General features: G+C 70.0%; 14 protein-coding genes. 10 read left to right on the forward strand and 4 right to left on the reverse strand.

Annotated features, from left to right (window positions below):
• Positions 1-2 precede the first annotated feature (2 nt).
• Positions 3-1,331, reverse strand: coding sequence for a methyltransferase domain-containing protein (locus OG226_RS03960; RefSeq protein ID WP_329347909.1), 1,329 nt, complete (start codon positions 1,329-1,331; stop codon positions 3-5).
• Between the two features lie 328 nt (positions 1,332-1,659).
• Between OG226_RS03960 and OG226_RS03965 the strand changes: the two genes are divergently transcribed.
• The 3 genes from OG226_RS03965 to OG226_RS03975 all read left to right on the forward strand — a co-directional run bounded on the left by OG226_RS03965 (position 1,660) and on the right by OG226_RS03975 (position 3,932).
• A complete protein-coding gene (locus OG226_RS03965) occupies positions 1,660-2,079 on the forward strand; it encodes a TOBE domain-containing protein (protein ID WP_266775314.1) in 420 nt (139 codons plus the stop codon).
• 147 nt (positions 2,080-2,226) lie between these two features.
• On the forward strand, positions 2,227-2,868 hold the full coding sequence (locus OG226_RS03970; RefSeq protein ID WP_329347910.1) for a molybdopterin-dependent oxidoreductase: 642 nt from the start codon (positions 2,227-2,229) through the stop codon (positions 2,866-2,868).
• Between the two features lie 50 nt (positions 2,869-2,918).
• Entirely contained in the window at positions 2,919-3,932 is a 1,014-nt protein-coding gene (locus OG226_RS03975) for an alpha/beta fold hydrolase (RefSeq protein ID WP_329347911.1), read from the forward strand.
• Positions 3,933-4,481: 549 nt separating this feature from the next.
• On the opposite strand, the gene OG226_RS03980 is transcribed toward OG226_RS03975, so the two are convergent.
• Positions 4,482-5,501: a hypothetical protein gene (locus tag OG226_RS03980; RefSeq protein ID WP_329347912.1), complete on the reverse strand. Its 1,020-nt coding sequence runs from the start codon at positions 5,499-5,501 to the stop codon at positions 4,482-4,484.
• A 444-nt stretch (positions 5,502-5,945) separates the two neighbouring features.
• A complete protein-coding gene (locus tag OG226_RS03985) occupies positions 5,946-7,064 on the reverse strand; it encodes an FAD-dependent monooxygenase (protein ID WP_329347913.1) in 1,119 nt (372 codons plus the stop codon).
• Positions 7,065-7,741: 677 nt separating this feature from the next.
• Here OG226_RS03985 and OG226_RS03990 point away from each other — a divergent pair.
• The 7 genes from OG226_RS03990 (at position 7,742) to OG226_RS04020 (ending at position 15,031) form a co-directional block, all read left to right on the forward strand.
• Positions 7,742-8,134, forward strand: a complete 393-nt coding sequence (locus OG226_RS03990; protein WP_328675216.1) for a hypothetical protein — start codon at positions 7,742-7,744, stop codon at positions 8,132-8,134.
• 555 nt (positions 8,135-8,689) lie between these two features.
• Positions 8,690-9,634, forward strand: a complete 945-nt coding sequence (locus OG226_RS03995; RefSeq protein WP_329347914.1) for an ATP-binding cassette domain-containing protein — start codon at positions 8,690-8,692, stop codon at positions 9,632-9,634.
• 187 nt (positions 9,635-9,821) lie between these two features.
• A complete protein-coding gene (locus tag OG226_RS04000; protein WP_443066860.1) occupies positions 9,822-10,337 on the forward strand; it encodes a hypothetical protein in 516 nt (171 codons plus the stop codon).
• Between the two features lie 61 nt (positions 10,338-10,398).
• The gene (locus tag OG226_RS04005) at positions 10,399-10,950 is read left to right on the forward strand and encodes a YciI family protein (protein ID WP_329347915.1); all 552 of its coding nucleotides are present in this window, start codon (positions 10,399-10,401) and stop codon (positions 10,948-10,950) included.
• Positions 10,951-11,493: 543 nt separating this feature from the next.
• Positions 11,494-13,368, forward strand: a complete 1,875-nt coding sequence (locus OG226_RS04010; protein ID WP_443066982.1) for a Xaa-Pro dipeptidyl-peptidase — start codon at positions 11,494-11,496, stop codon at positions 13,366-13,368.
• Between the two features lie 125 nt (positions 13,369-13,493).
• Positions 13,494-14,582, forward strand: coding sequence for a GlxA family transcriptional regulator (locus OG226_RS04015; RefSeq protein ID WP_329347917.1), 1,089 nt, complete (start codon positions 13,494-13,496; stop codon positions 14,580-14,582).
• The gene (locus tag OG226_RS04020) at positions 14,579-15,031 is read left to right on the forward strand and encodes a DUF6884 domain-containing protein (protein WP_328675222.1); all 453 of its coding nucleotides are present in this window, start codon (positions 14,579-14,581) and stop codon (positions 15,029-15,031) included. Before OG226_RS04015 ends, OG226_RS04020 begins: the two co-directional genes overlap by 4 nt.
• Positions 15,032-15,038: 7 nt before the next feature.
• Here OG226_RS04020 and OG226_RS04025 read toward each other — a convergent pair whose 3' ends face one another.
• Complete coding sequence (locus OG226_RS04025; protein ID WP_329347918.1) at positions 15,039-16,154, reverse strand: C4-dicarboxylate ABC transporter; 1,116 nt, start codon at positions 16,152-16,154, stop codon at positions 15,039-15,041.
• Positions 16,155-16,317 lie beyond the last annotated feature (163 nt).

Genomic DNA, 16,317 nt, shown 5'->3' on the forward strand with positions numbered 1-16,317 from the left:
ACCTAGCCAGCTAGATCGTTCTCGGCAACGTGATTCCCTACGACGGGCTCGCCGCACCCGGCGATGCGTGACGCGCGGGCCAGGAAGTGGTGCGGGGCGTCCTCGTAGCGGGACAGGTCCCAGCCGGCCGTTCGCAGGGCGGGGCGGAGGTGCTCCTCGGCGAGGGGGTCGTCCGGGTCGAGGGGGCGGCCGTGGCGGGCGGCGCGTTCGGCGCGGCCGGAGGGGTGGAACAGGAGCAGGGTGCCGCCCGGTGCGGTGACTCTGGCCCATTCGCGCAGGGCCGTCGCCGGGTCGGGCACATGGTTGACCAGGCCCGCGCTGAAGACCGCGTCCACCGCCCCGGTCGGCAGGGGCAGTCGGCAGGCGTCGGCCAGGAGCAGGCTCCCGTCCTTGTCCCGGCCTTGCCGGAGGGCCGCGGTGAGCATCGCGGGTGTGAGGTCGATGCCTACGACGAGGCCCGCGTCGCCGACCGCGTCGCGCAGCGCGGGCAGCGCACGGCCGGTGCCGCAGCCCAGGTCCAACACACCCTGGCCGGGCCGGAGTTCCAGCCGCTCGACGGCCGCCGCGTACCGGGGACCGTCGTCCGCGAACCGTTCCTCCCAGGTGGCCGCCCGCCGGGTGAAGAACGCGCGCGTCGCGGTCCGCTCGGCACGCGCCGTGACGAACGCGGCGAAGCGCTGGAACACGCCGTCGCGGTGGCGGGCCAGCACGGCGAGTTCGGCGGACGCGTTCTCCACGACTCCGGGCGCGGTGGCAGCTTCCTGCGGGAACGCGTCGGCGAAGGCTCCGACCGCCGCCTCGTCCACCTCCAGGTGGAACTGCATACCCCACGCCGAGCCGCCGATCCGGAACGCCTGCACCGGGTACCGGTCGCAGGAAGCCAGCAGTGTCGCCCCGGCCGGCAGGTCCATCGTGTCGCCGTGCCAGTGCAGCACCCGCAGCCGCTCGGGAACGGCGGCGAACAGCGCGTCTGAGCATGCCGCCTCCATCATCCTTACGTCGGCCCAGCCGACCTGCGTGCCGTTGCCGGGCCGGGCGACACCACCGGCCGCGACGGCCAGGAGTTGCGCGCCGAGGCACACACCCAGCACGGGCACCTCGGCATCCAACGCGGCGCGCAGCAGGGCGAGTTCGGCGCTACGGCCGGGGAAGTCCTCGTAGGCGGCCATCGCCCCGCCCATCACCACCAGGCCCACCAGGTCGTCGGCCGTGTCCGGCACCGGGTCGCCCGCCCAGGTCCGGCAGACCCGCGTCGGCAGCCCGGCCGCCTCGATCGCGGCGCCGATGGCGTACGGGCCTTCCTGCGGTGCGTGCTCCACGATCTGGATCACGGGCCACCACCTCCCGCACGACCGTACCCGGACGACGGCCGGACCGAAACGCGGATGCGAGGGCGCAGGCCCAGGTCTCTTCGTATCTGCGAACCGATTTTCCACATCACCTCGGCATGCGCCGACGCCACCGACACAACGGCGGGATTCTGTTGCTCGCCGTCGCTGTTCGCGGGTTCCTCGGATTTGCCAGGCGGAAGCGAACTCCCAGGTGGCGGATGCGACGGGGTCGGTGACGGGCATGACGGGAGGGGCTAGCTTGTGGACGCACAGTCAGTAAGAAATCCGGCAATCCAGACCTTTCCTCTTCTCTGTGAGGCGTTCCGTCATGAGCTTGAGCATCCGCAACCAGATTCCCGGCACCGTCACGGCCGTCACGCCCGGCGCGGTGATGGCGACCGTGAAGGTGCGCCTCGACGGCGGCCAGGACCTCACCGCGGCGATCACCTTGGAGGCCGTGAAGGACCTGGGGCTCGCCGAGGGTACGGCCGTGCGCGCCATGATGAAGTCCACCGAGGTCGCGCTCGCCACGAGCCGGGTGGAGGGGGTGTCCATCCGCAACCAGCTGCCCGGCACGGTCAGCGATGTCGCCACCGGCGGGGCGATGGCCGTCGTCAAGGTCACGGTCGACGGGGGCGAGCTGACCGCGGCGATCACGAAGGACGCGGTCGGCGACCTGGGGCTGCGGACCGGTTCGCCGGTCGTCGCGCTGATCAAGTCGACCGAGGTGTCCCTGGCGACCGTCTGACGCGCTGCCGCCGTAGCCGACAATCGAGTGACGGGCGACGCGTGGGCGCGCACCGGGACCCGGCGTCGGCCCGGTCGCGTGTGAGCGCCTACGCTGCTCGGGGAAGGCAGCCGTAGCGAGGCGACCAGCGGAGAAGGGGCGTCACCCGTGGCAAGCGACCGACAAGGTACGGCCGAGGCCGCCGCGTCCCGTCCCGTTCCGCCCGGCCAGCGTCATGTGCACGGCTGGCCGGTCTCGCACTACGGGCCCGTCCCCCGTTTCCGTCCCGAGCGCTGGAACCTGCGCGTCCACGGCGCCACGGCCGACGGCGCCGAGCGCATCTGGACCTTCGACGAGCTGGCGCCGCTGCCGCATGTGACGGTCGTCGCCGATCTGCACTGCGCGTCCGGCCCGACCTCCACCGATCACGAGTGGTACGGCATCCCCTCCGGCACCGTCCTGGAGCTGGTGCCGCCCGCGCCGGAGGTCACGCACGTCATGGCCTGGGCGGAGTACGGCTACTCCACGAACCTCCGCCTCGCCGACTTCACGGCCGCGCAGACCCTGTTGGCCACGCACCACAACGGTGAGCCCCTCACCGCCGAACACGGCTTCCCGCTGCGTCTGGTGGTGCCGCATCTGTACGGCTACAAGAGCCCCAAGTGGCTGCGCGCCATCGAGTACCTCACCGAGGACCGGCGCGGGTTCTGGGAGGAGCGCGGCTACCACAACATCGCCGACCCGTGGAAAGAGCAGCGCTACTCCTACCAGGAGCAGGACGCCGACGAGGCACAGGCTCCCGGCCGATAGGACGAAACCCGCCACGCGGCTCGACAAGCACGACACGTAGCCTCGTCCGCATGGTTACGCATCGTTTTGTCGACGTGAACGGCATCCGCCTGCACATCGCCGAGCAGGGCGAAGGCCCCCTGGTGATACTCCTGCACGGCTTCCCGGAGTCATGGCACTCCTGGCACCACCAGATCGGCGCACTCGCCGACGCCGGGTTCCATGTGGTCGCCCCCGACCAGCGGGGATACGGCAGCAGTGACCATCCGGACGAGGTCGACGCGTACACCATCTTCCACCTGGTCGGCGATGTCGTCGGCCTGATACAGGAGTTGGGCGAGGAGAAGGCGTACGTCGTCGGGCACGACTGGGGTGCGCCGGTCGCGTGGCACACCGCGCTGCTGCGGCCGGACCTCGTCCTCGGGGTGGCCGGGCTGAGCGTGCCGCCGCCGTACCGGGGGACGCAGCGTCCGATGGCGATGATGCAGGAGATCTTCCAGGGCCGCTTCTACTGGAACTACTTCAACCAACCGGGCGTCGCCGACGCCGAGTTCGGGAGGGACACCCGCACCACGCTCCGCAAGTTCCTCTACTCCGCGTCCGGTTCGGCCTCTCCCTCCGGCGAGATCATGCAGCCGCTGGTCGACCCCGAGAAGGGCTGGCTCGTGGCCATGGAGGATCCCGAGGTGCTGCCGGAGTGGCTCACCGAGGAGGATCTCGACACGCTGACCGAGAGTTTCTCCAAGGGCTTCACCGGCGCCCTGAACTGGTACCGCAACCTCGACCGCAACTGGGACCTGACCGCGCCGTGGAACAACGCCGTCGTCACCCGGCCCGCCCTCTACATCTTCGGCGACCGTGACCTCGTCCCCGCGTTCCCCGGCGCCCGCGACGTCATCGACCAGCTCCCGAACTTCATGCCCAGCCTGGTACGCGCCCCCATCGAACTCCCCGGCTGCGGCCACTGGACCCAGCAGGAACGCCCCGCCGAGGTGAACGCGGCGCTGATCGACTTCCTGACGACCTGCGAGGGGCAGGACCAGGATCCGGAGGGTCAGCAGTCCGGTGGGGCCGTCCCGTCGTGATGACGCAATTTGGGCGGCGGTCACCGGTCCTCTGACGGCTTCGGAGGATGCGGGACTTGCGTCGGCAGATGTACATGTCCGGCTCGCCCCTCCCGCTCCGCCTCGTTGACAGCGATCGGAGCGGGAGGGGGCGGCAAGTGCCGGTAAGAGCTGCGAGAAGTTGTCGGTCCAGGCGAACCCGAGCGTGGCTCCTGCTTGTCTGCGGGACCTGTACCTCAAGTTGGGCGGGGCGCTCACAGCTTGGGGTGAGGTCGAGGTACGCATCTCATCGGCCGCGGACGTGGAGAAGGCGAGCCCGCCGATCCAGCGGGCCTTCGAGACAGCCGGACGCACAACTGACTGTGCCGGCTTCCTGGGACTGCCGCTCGCGGCCGAGGCCGAGGCCGACTCCTACGAGGTGGACCGTTCGATCATGTTCGGGTCGCTCCGCAAGCTCCACTCGTGGCTGGCGCCCGACGGCACTCGTGATGGTCTCGCCGCAGACGATGTGCGTGTTCAACGCGCAGAGGTTGGCAGTCTCGATCGCGACATTCGCGTAAATCGCCTTGGTCACCCTTGCCCTCGCGCACCTCGGCGGAACTCGGCCAGCCGCGGCCGCAGTCCGAGGGTGGTGAGTGCGGCGGCTGCGAGGAGGGCGCCGAGTGCCCAGGGCAGCAGCCGGGTGACGTCCGAGCGGCCGGCCGCGACGGACTCGTCGAAGTGCCGCTCGTTGATGGCGGTCACCTTGTCCAGCGTGTCCATCCAGGCTTCGAAGTGCGCGTTGGAGGTGCCCGGTTCCCAGCCCATGCAGAACTCGACCGCCCGGTCCTCCTTGCCCGCGACCAGCAGCGCGCGGACCTTGCGGTCGTCGCGCTGGTAGACGGCGTAGGTCTCCATGGCCTTCTCGGCCGCCTCCCGCTCCCCCGCGAAGGTGATGTTGTCCAGCTCGCGCCGGAACTCCCCGGTGAAGCGCAGGTCTTGGTGGTCGGACGTGTACGCCTGCCAGCTGGTGGCGAGTCCAGCGTCGTACGTCGCGAGCGTGGCGCCCTTGATGCCGTACACCTCCTGGGACTTGGCGAGGAAGGAGGCGGCGTACTGGTCGCGGCGCCCGGGGTCCAGGAGGTACCGGCTCTCGTCGGCGTTGGCGTCGTAGGCGATGGCCCGTGCGCGGGACAGCGCGACGACGGAGTCGAAGGCGTCGCGCCGGGCTCCCCGCAGGTCGTCGGCCGTGGAGGTGAGCAGTTGGGCGCCGAGGATCACGGCGAGCAGAGTACAGACGGTGGCGGCCAGCGCGCCGGGGTCGAGGATGCGCCGGAGGCGGCGGTCGAGGTACCAGTGCAGGGCGCCGAGCACGGCCAGGAGCAGTACGCCGAGCGCGACGACGGCGATGAGCTGGGCGAACAGAGTGGATCGGGCGGAGCTGTACTCCGCGTCGAACGCCTTCTCGTTGGAGGACACCAACGTCCTTGCTGACGGGACGAGTTGCTGCTGCAGGAGGTCGGTCGCCTTGCGGTAGTCGGCGAGCGCGGCGGCTTTGCCGCCGCGGTGCCCGTCGTTCTCCAGGGCCCGGCCGATCAGACGTCCGCGCACCGCCGTGCGGTGCCGGGGCCCCGGCACCGCACGGGACCGTGGCCGCTCTCTCGCCCACCGACCAGTCCGCCGCGCCCGGAGCGGGCTCTTCGAACCGGCCCAGCCGCGCGAGGCGGAACCCGACCGAACCCGCCGACAGCGCGTCCACACCGGCTGAGCGACCCGTGCCGTCAGGAGCCCGTCAGGATTCGCCGGTACGCCGTCAAGGGCCGGTAAGCGCCGGTCACGCAGGTGTGCACGCGCGCCTGGCGCCACGAGGCACAACAGACCGGTGGTCCAAGCCGGCGACCGCCACTGGCGTGGTAGCGCCCGGTTCGCGGTGAGGTGTGCCCTGCTGTTCTGCGCCACGAGCCTGCTGGTCGACTGGGACGCCGGACCTCTGACGCCACTCCGCACCGTGCTCTGGTTCACCATGTCGGCCGCCGTACGCGTCGTCCTCATGCCTCAGCGGGTGACTGCGGGCCCCGGCTGGCTGGCGGCACGTACCCCGCGCCGGCACCTGGTCCGCACGGACGCACCGGCAGCCGTACGACAGCACGAGGGCGTCTCCTCCCACCTGGTCCTACGGGACGTCCACGGCCACAGCCTGAAACTGTCCAACAGGCTCTCCGGCGCCTGGCCGCGCACCACCAGGGCGAGCTTCCAGCCAAGGTTGACCGCGTCCTGCACTCCCACGTTCAGCCCCTGCCCGCCGGCCGGGTAGTGGATGTGGGCCGCATCGCCCGCAAGCAGCACTCGGCCCTCCCGGTACCGGGAAGCCTGCCGTGCGGCGTCGCCGAACCGTGAGATCCACTTGGGGTTGTGCATGCCGAAGTCCGTGCCCGCGAGCCTGACCAGTGATTCCCGGAGCTGCTCGAACGTCGCGGGTTCGTCGCGATCCGCGACGTGGTCGTACTCGGATGTGAACACCCGGTGCCAGCCCGGTTCCAAGGCGATCGCCGAGAAGTGGCCGCCCGTACAGCGCCGCATGAAGATGTACTCCTCGGGCAGATCGGGGAGTTCGACGTCGCCGAGCAGCGCGGTCATCGTCGCCGGTGTACCGGGGAAGTCGATGCCTGACAACTTGCGCACCGTGCTGCGCCCTCCGTCACAGCCCACGAGGTAACGGGCGCGCAGCGTCGCAGGCGCCGCGTCCGCCGTACACAGTTCGACCTCTACGACGGCCTCGTCCTGGCGGATCCCACTCACCTCGGACGACCAGCGCACGCGGACCCCGAGTTCGGCGGCCCACTCCTCCAACAGCCGCTCGATGGCGGACTGAGGGAGCATCAGTGGGTGGGGGTATCTGGACTCGAATCCGTCGAGATCCAGCCAGAGCCCGGAGAAGTGGGCCACCGGCGTCAGTTCGCCGACCGCCAGAAAGCGGTCCAGGATCCCTCGCTGATCCAGTACCTCCAGGGTGCGGGAATGTATCCCGCCGGCTCGCGACTCGCCGGTCCGCTCTGCGAGCCGCTCGACCACCATCACGTCGACACCCGCCAGCCGCAGCTCACAGGCGAGCATCAAGCCCGTCGGCCCGGCGCCGGCGATCACCACGTCCGCGTCCATGCCGGCGTGTCCCACGTCGTTTCCCCCTCGGTCAACCGCGCCTCTGACGTCGTTGAATCACCTCCCACGTTCACGGAAGCGGATCAGCCGGTCAAGACAACACCCGCGCCGGGACGGGCAGTTCACAGCGAGGTTGCCTGCGGGACTGTCCCGCCGGCGGGACAGGGCGGGTGAAGATCAGCTATGGCCTACGGGGTCATTGCGCGAACATCGCTGCGGTTGCCGAACGACATCGACCTCGACGGGCCCTGCCATGGAAGGACCAACCGGCCGGCTGAGCTGGGCAGTCGTGCCATGTGAGACCGGCCTACCGGGACAGGCCCCGGTCCCGGGTCGTCGCCGCCTTGATATGACTTGTCCGCCCTGCGTCTGAGTCACTCATCAGCGAGGCCCGGAGCAACCGTCCGACCGTCAGCACCGCCAACTCGGAAAAGGCTCCCTACGTTGTTCTGCGGGACAAGGTGAGCCCTTCGTATGGAGCGTGAGTCGGTGGACATGCCGGAATTCCAGCACGGGACGCCGGGATCGACTTCGGCGCACCGGGCGCGGTCACGTCAGAATCGGCCAAGTTCTGGCTGACACAGCGGAGTTGGGAAGACGCAGGCAACCTTGGGAGTGGTAGCCGACGTTCTCAGGAGTGCGAGAGCCAGGTCTTCCGTGCGTTCATCCACCGCATCCGAGAGGAACCTCTCATGGTCGTGCGTCGGCACCGCATCTTCATCACCCTCAGCGCCGCTCTGATCAGCGCCCCAGCGATGCTTGGTCTTGTTGCATGTGGCCCGGACGACGCGGTGGGCTGTGCACGGGCCGCCGATGCGCTGTCCGAGAGCGTCGGCACTCTCGGAGTAGCCGTAAAGGACGCAGTCCTCTACCCGGAGAATGCCGACAAATCGATCGAGAGGATCAGAAAGAATCTTGACGACATCCGTGCCCAGCACCATGACAAGGACGTACTCGAAGCCATCGACGATATGGAGAAGGCCTTGGACAACGTGAAGAAGTCCGTGGACGACGGCGACAAGACCCCCGACCTCTCACCCGCCGTCAGCGCGACCGGAGAGATCGCCAAGGCCTGCGCACGCTGATGGTCTGGCCAGGGTACGAACGCGAGTCGGAACACTTCCTCGCCTTCGTCGCCATCGCCTGCGCTCTGCTCTGCTACCGCCGACCGGGCTGGCAGACCATAGGACAGCCAGCGCCGATGACAACCCATCCAGTTCTGGCAGAAGCTCGCGTTTCACGACCTCCGGAGATCACAGGTCCCGGAGGATCCTGTCGCCGACCGGCTCACGCGATCCTGTTTCCAGGCCGTGGTCATCGGCTCGTTCAGCACCCACTGCTCGTCCGACAAGCCGCTCGGACGCGGTGCTCACGCCACGCCTCGAACTCCGGCACATACATGCCCCCTCAGAACAACCCGAAGTCTCCGACGACCCTGAGACGGTTCAATGTGGCCTCGTCTGGCAGCAACCCTGCCCGCACATGTGTCAAGGTCACTGCTGTCCAGCCGCGAGACGGCGCCAGAGGGCAGACGCAGCAGCAGCAGGGAAACAACGAGGAATTACCCTCCCAAGCCCAGTCCAGGACGCTGAAACCATGGTGAAACCGAGCTGAATGCGCCCTGCCGCACGCTCTGCGGCATGACGACAACCACCGAGGAACTCGCGATCTCGGCCACCGGGCTGCGCAAGGCCTACGGGGACAAGACAGTCCTCGACGGCATCGACCTGGCCGTCCCGGCCGGTACCGTCTTCTCCCTGCTCGGCCCGAACGGCGCCGGCAAGACCACCGCCGTCAAGATCCTCTCCACCCTCGTCACCGCCGACGCCGGCAACCTGCGCGTCGGCGGCCACGACCTGACCACCGACCCACAGGCCGTACGGGCCACGATCGGCGTCACCGGACAGTTCTCCGCCGTCGACGGCCTGATCACCGGCGAGGAGAACATGCTCCTCATGGCAGACCTCCACCACCTCCCCAAACAGGAGGGACGACAGGTCGCCACCGAACTCCTGGAACGCTTCGACCTCACCGAAGCCGCCAAGAAAGCCGCCTCCACCTACTCCGGCGGCATGAAGCGCCGCCTCGACCTCGCCATGACCCTGGTCGGCAACCCACACATCATCTTCCTCGACGAACCGACCACCGGCCTCGACCCCCGCTCCCGGCACAACATGTGGGGCATCATCCGGGAACTCGTCGCGAACGGGACGACCGTCTTCCTCACCACCCAATACCTCGACGAGGCCGACGAACTCGCCGACCACATCGCGGTGTTGAACGACGGCAAGCTCGTCGCCGAAGGCAGCGCCGAGGAGTTGAAGCGGCTCGTCCCCGGCGGCCACGTGCGGCTCCGGTTCACCCACCCCGACGCCTACCAGTCCGCCGCGACGGCCCTGCGCGAGGTCACCCGGTTCGACGAGACGCTCTCGCTGCAGATCCCCAGCGGCGGCAGCCAGCGCGAACTGCGCGCCATCCTCGACTGGTTGGACGCCGCCGACATCGAGGCGGACGAGCTGACCGTGCACACCCCCGACCTCGACGACGTGTTCTTCGCCCTGACCGGCGGGCACCCGCATACGTGACCGGTTCGAAGAGACCGTCCGACGAGCACCTGGTCATCGACAACCCACCGACGGTCGCTCCATCCGCACGCATAGTGCGCTGGCCACGAACCTTTGCCCCGGGGGGCAGTCCGTTACGCGCCGGGGCGACTTGTCTGCGGTGGCCGTGGCGGACAGGACGTAGGGGGCAGCTGAGCCGGAGACCGGAATGCCGTGGACGACGCTGCAGGCCCGACTCACCGCGGACCGCGTCCGTACCTGGGCCGAGGTCTTCGGCTCCCCCCTCGCATCGGCAGCCGCAGTCCGGGAGTTGGCGATCGTGCTGCGCCACCAGGACTGTGGCGAGGAGGCCCAGTGCCTTATGTCGGCGGCGGCCTCCGGGGTACAGGCGACCGGACTGCGGACCGACGCGTCGGCGGCGGCGTGCGCGCAGATGCTCTGCACCCTGGCCTACACCCCGGCCCGGGGCGGCCACCGCGCCGGGGCCCTCGCGATGACGGAGGAAGCCCGCCGCGCCGCGAGCCGACAGCCTCAAACCGCCCCGCCGGGACGCCTGTTCCCCATCAGCCCGGCCGCCGTCGACCTGTACAGGTCGGAGTGCACTGGGCACTCGGCGATGCCGGCGCGGCCCTGGAAGCCGAGGTCTCCGACGCAGGCCAGAGGCCCTTTCCGAGATAAAGCCCCAAGTGGCAACTGCCGGGCCGGACCAGACCACCCGACCTGATCCCAAGGCCGGCGGGGAAACCCGCTCGACCCGGTCATCTCCACGAGGAGATCCTTCGGGCATGGAGTTCCTCTGCTACCACCGCGACCGGCCCGCTTCCCTCACCCTGCGCGACGAACTGCTCGAACGGCACTGGTCCTACATGGACCAGTACGCGAAGGAGATGATCGCCCGGGGCCCGACGCTCGCCGACGACGGTGACACCCCCACCGGCAGCGTGCACATCCTCGACCTGCCCGATCCGGCCACGGCCCGCGCGTTCGCCTTCGACGAGCCCAACTACCAGGCCGGCGTCTACCGGGACGTACTGCTGCGCCGTTGGCGCAACACGCTCGGGCGCACCATGTGGGACTTCCCCGGCGGCCGGACCGGCGGCAACCGGTACCTGGTGCTCGGCTTCGGCACCGGGCAGGCCGTGGACCTGGCTGTGCCGCCCGGCCGGGACGAACTGATCGCGTACGGGCCCCTGTTGTCCGACGACGGCGCCGCCTGGCTGGGCACGGCGGCGTTGCTCCGGGCACCGGACCCGGAGACGGCGCGCGCCGTGCTGACCCGGGACCGCTACGCCGACATCGAGGTGCACAACTGGCAGTTCGGCGGGCGTCCGACCTGAGCGCCTGCGGCACACAAGGGCAGGTAAGCCAGCAGCCGCACGCAGCTCCTCCCACGCCTTCAGCGCCGTGGCCTCGATGTCCGACGTGCCAAGCAGTCGGGCACCCGTGGTAACGATGGCGGCGCTGTGCGTGGCCCAGGTGTCGAGGTGGCCCTGAAGGACCGCCCGGATCCCCGGGTGCGCGTCGGTCAGGAACGTCAGCGGGGCCCGGGTCCAGCGGGCCGCGCACGTAGTCCCGGTACGGGACACGGAACGGCTCCTCCCAGGCGTCCCACGTGCCCTCCGGCATGCCACCCGGCGTACCACCCGCTGCCAGCAGAACGTGACACATGTCCGGCAGTCAGGTATGACACTGACGCCACGTCAGCAGCCGTCAGCACAGAGCGACTTGGAATCTCCCGACGTCATCACGACAACCTCCCGTGAGGATAGGCCCGTTACTCATACGTGCACCCGAACCTTTCCACCACCTCATCCCACGAACGCCCTCCCCAAAGGCAGTTCGCCCTGTCGGCCCTCGTCGGGACCGCGGTCGCCGCCCTGTTGTTGGTCGGCTGTTCCTCCTCGACGCACCCCACGGTCTCGAAAGCGGTCGGCTCGGCCACGACGGCAGCGGGAACGGGGGCGGGGGCGTCGAGATCGGCGGGCCCTTCCGGGGAGAGCAGACCGGTCTACTCGTACAAGAAGGCCGTCCGGGAGACCGTCTGGGTCGACAGCGGGCGCGACGACGACCGTGACGGGAAGAGCGACCGGGTGGCCGTCGACATCGTGCGTCCCGCCGAACCCGCCGCGAAGGGACGGAGGATACCGGTCATCATGGAGGCCAGTCCGTACTACTCCTGCTGCGGCCGCGGCAACGAGAGCCAGAAGAAGACCTACGACGCCAAGGGCCGCCCGGTCGGCTTCCCGCTCTTCTACGACAACTACTTCGTCCCGCGCGGCTACGCCTTCGTCGCCGTCGACCTCCCCGGCACCGGCCGTTCCGACGGCTGCACGGACGCCGGCGGGCCCATCGACATCCAGTCCACGAAGACAGTCGTCGACTGGCTCAACGGCCGGGCCCACGCCTACACCACGCACACTGGCACCACCCCCGCCAAGGCCGGCTGGACCAACGGCAACACCGGGATGATCGGCAAGAGTTGGGACGGCAGCATTGCCAACGGGGTCGCCGCGACCGGCGTGAAGGGTCTGAAGACGATCGTCCCGATCAGCTCCATCTCCTCCTGGTACGACGCCTACTTCTCCCAGGGAGCCGGGCTGATGGGCAACGCACCCACCCCGGGCGCGCTGATCCGCACGGTCGAGAGCGACGCCACCGGCAAGCGCTGCGCCGCCGTGAACAAGCCGCTCGGCGACGCGAACGTCAAGTCCGGTGTCTGGTCCGCGATTTGGGCCGAGCGCGACTATGTGACGGACGCGAAGAAGGTGACGGCGAGCGTCTTCGTCGTGCACGGCCAACAGGACCTCACCGTCCGTACCAAGAACGTCGGCCAGTGGTGGGACGCCCTCGCCGCGAACGGCGTCGAGCGCAAGATCTGGCTCTCCCGGACCGGGCACGTCGACCCCTTCGACTACCGCCGTACGCAGTGGGTGGACACCCTGCACCACTGGTTCGACCATGAACTCCTCGGCTACGACAACGGAATCGACCGCGCGCCGATGGCCGACATCGAGCGCACCCCGGACCACTGGACCACGGACGCGGTCTGGCCGCCTGAGTCCACAACTCCCTTGACCCTCAACCCCGTTCAGAGCACGCAGGCGGGCGTGGGCACGCTCAGCGCGAAACCGGGAAGCGGCGGGACCGAGACCTTCACCGACGCCACGAACAGGTCCGAGCTCGACTGGGCCGCGCACATCGACCAGTCGACCGGCGAGAAGACGGGCTTCATGACCAAGCCGCTCACGAAACCGCTGCGCGTCTCCGGGACCTCGCGGGTGACCGTCACCGCCGCCTCGACGACCGTGACCGCGAACCTGTCGGCGGTCCTCGTCGATGTCGGCCCGGCCACCATCCGGGACTACGACAAGGCCGGTCTGGGCATCTCCACGGTCTCCGGAACGTCCTGCTGGGGCGCGAACTCGGCCCAGGACAGCGGCTGTTACAAGAAGACGGCGGCCAGGACCAAGCACGTCACGCGCACCGTCTTCAGCCGGGGCTGGGCCGCGCTCGGCACCGCCGCCGACGCGCACAAGGTCCAGCCGCTCACGCCCGGCAAGCCGTACACCCTCACCCTCACGCTCGCGAGCGTCGACCACGTCGTCCCGACCGGGCACCGGCTGGCCCTGGTCGTCGCGGGCACCGACTGGGGCATCGCCAACCGCGCGCCCGACCGGCCGACGATCACCGTCGATCTGGCGCACACGTCCCTGCGCCTGCCGGTCGTGGGTCAACCGGGCCTGCCCGCGACGTAGTTGTCGGGGCAGCGGACTGGACGGGGGCCGGTACCCCGGAAGACCTGCTGGGAGGCGGTGCCTCCCAGCAGCGAGGAAACCGGTCGTGGCACCGGCACCGGTCACCGACGCATGCTGGCTGTCCGATGAACCACAACCGCCCCGGAACGGGTCCCCTCACCGTCACCGTCCTCGTCTTCCCGGGCGTCCGGCTGCTCGATGTGACGGGCCCGATCGAGGTGTTCGCGTCGGCCAACGAGTTCGGCGGGCGCTATCGGGTGCAGGTCGCCTCCGAGGACGGCGCCGGGGTGATCACCTCCGCCGGGACCCGCATCGGCGCCGACCTCGCCGTAGACGACGTGCGTGAGCCGTACGACGTCCTCGTGGTCCCGGGCGGTCCGGAATGGGAGACGGTGATCAAGGACGACGCGCTCCTGAATGCCGTGCGGCGGCTGCACGGTATGGCGCGTTGTACGGCGTCGGTGTGCACCGGCGCGTTCCTGCTGGCCGCGGCCGGACTGCTGCGAGGGCGTCGGGCCGTGACGCACTGGCGGCAGTCCCGGCAACTGGCCGTGCGTTTCCCGTCCGTGCGGGTCCAGCCGGACGCGATCTTCGTGCGGGACGGCCCGATGATGACCTCTGCGGGTGTCTCGGCCGGTATCGATCTCTCCTTGGCGCTCGTCGAGGAGCATTTCGGTGCGGAGGTCGCCCGGGCGGTCGCCAAGGACATGGTCGTCTTCATGCAACGGCCGGGAGGACAGTCGCAGTTCAGCGTACGCTCCCAACTCCCGCACTCCCGAATGGAGTTGCTCCGGCGAGTGCTGGACGCGGTCGCCGCGAACCCCGGCGCCGAGCACACGCTGGCCACCATGTCCCGCCGGGCGGGCACCAGCGTCCGCCATATCAGCCGGCTCTTCGACGAAGAGGTGGGGACGACCCCGGCCCGGTATGTGGAGCAGGTCCGGCTGGAGGCGGCCCAGGTACTGCTGGAGACCTCTGACGACGCCCTGCCGGTGGTGGCGCGGCGCACCGGCTTCGGCTCGGCCGAGTCGCTCCGCAGGGCGTTCGTACGGCACTTGGGGGTGACGCCGGGTGCGTTCCGGACGAGCTTCCGGACGACCGGCACGGGCGCGCACACGGACTCGGACTCGGACTCCGACACGGACACGGACACGGACACGGACACGGACACGGACACGACTATCGTGAACACGGAACAGGACAGGCAGGCATGACCCCGAACGACCGACTCCAACTCGACTGCTTCCAGCCGGAACTCGTCGTCATCCCGTGCGGCAGCCGCAAACTGGACCGGCCCGCGCGCGCCGCCGACCTGTACACCGGCTCGTACCACCGCGCGTGCCGCAAGGCCGCCGACGCGCTACGACCGGACCGGCTGCTGATCCTTTCCGCGCGGTACGGCCTGCTCGACCTCGACGACGTGGTCGAGCCGTACGACACCCCGCACGGCGCGACGGACGCCGTGACGTCCCAACTCATCCTGGAGCAGGCGACGTTGCGCGGCATCGTGCTCCTCGACCCGGTCGTCGCCCTCGGCGGCGCACGGCACGTCGGCCTGGTCCACTCCGTCTGGCCGCACGCCCTCACCCCGCTGGCCGGAACCCGCGGGATGGGTGAGCAGATGGCCCGCCTCGCGGCACTGCGCAATGGCGCGGTCAACTAGGCCAGGCCTAGCCCGGCAGCGTAAGGGAGTTACTCAGTTCCCGCGTCGCCGACCGCGCCGTCCTGGTGACGGCGACGTGACGCAGGGAGCCCCCGGCCACCACGATCCAGGCCAGGACGAGCAGCACGTAGAACACGACGGCCGGCCACACGAACAACACCGAACCGGTGCGCGCCGCAAGGGAGTTGGTGGCGGTCACGAGTGCGCCGAACGGGAAGATGAACGACCACCAGGTGGGCGCGAACGGCAGCCCGGCGCGGATCGTCCGGGCGGTCAGGGCGGTGGCGAGAGCCAGCCACAGCAGGGCGAAGCCCCACACCAGGATTCCGCCCAGCAGCGCGAGGGCCTCGGCGCCCCGGGCGTAGAGCGCGGGCAGTGCGCTCGGCGCGGCCGTGGCCAGCGCGCCGAGTGCCGTCACCGCCTGCCCCAGGGCCCCGAGGCCGATCCACACCGTGGGCACCATGGCGCCGGTGGGCGCGTCGTGGTGCACCAGGCGGCCGTAGAGGATGGCCAGGACCAGCAGCGCTGCGACGAGGCCCAGGCCGAGCATCGCGTAGCAGGCGAGGAGCAGGGCGAGTCGGAGTTGGCCGGCCGGGGTGTGCGGGACGAGCAGGGCGCCGGTCGCGGCGGAGACCATCGGGGGCACGATCGGCATCAGCCAGCCGCCGAACGCCGCGTCCGGCGCGAAGCGGTGCCGGGTGACCATCAGGTACGGGACCGTGCAGGCGGTGGCGAGGCCGAGTGCGGTGCCGAGCGACCACAGCACCCGGTCCACGTCCAGCGCGGCGTCGAGCCCGATCACCCGGCGGCCGAGCAGCAGCGCCCCGGCGCCGACCGTGAGCAGTGCCATCGGCGGCGCGCCGAAGAACTGCGCCACGACCGGATCCCCCGCGTGCGTCCGCAGTGCCCGGCCCCGGAGGTATCCGACGGCCAGCAGGACCAGCAGCAGTACGGCGCCCACCCAGACGACCGTGGCCGCGGTCCGCAACCCGGGCAGGCTCCGCGGGAGGGTGACCGCCGCGTCGGCGACGATGCCGGTGCCCATCACGGCCGCGAACCAGCTGGGGCTGAGGGGTGGACGGGTCGCGCCGGGGGCCGTGGGCGAGGATGTGGAGCGGATCATGGCCCCAACGTAGGTCGGGGTGGGGGCGGTGTTGTCGGTCGTGTCCTGATGCGAGGGAGGCCTGGCCCATATCGAGGGGACGGCCGGGTTCGCGGGCCGAGTCGGCGTCTCCCGGTGCGTCCGTGCCGCGTGAACCGATCAGTCCCGGGTAGGAAACCGGCTC

The organism is Streptomyces sp. NBC_01261 (genome assembly GCF_036226385.1).
Taxonomy (GTDB): domain Bacteria; phylum Actinomycetota; class Actinomycetes; order Streptomycetales; family Streptomycetaceae; genus Streptomyces.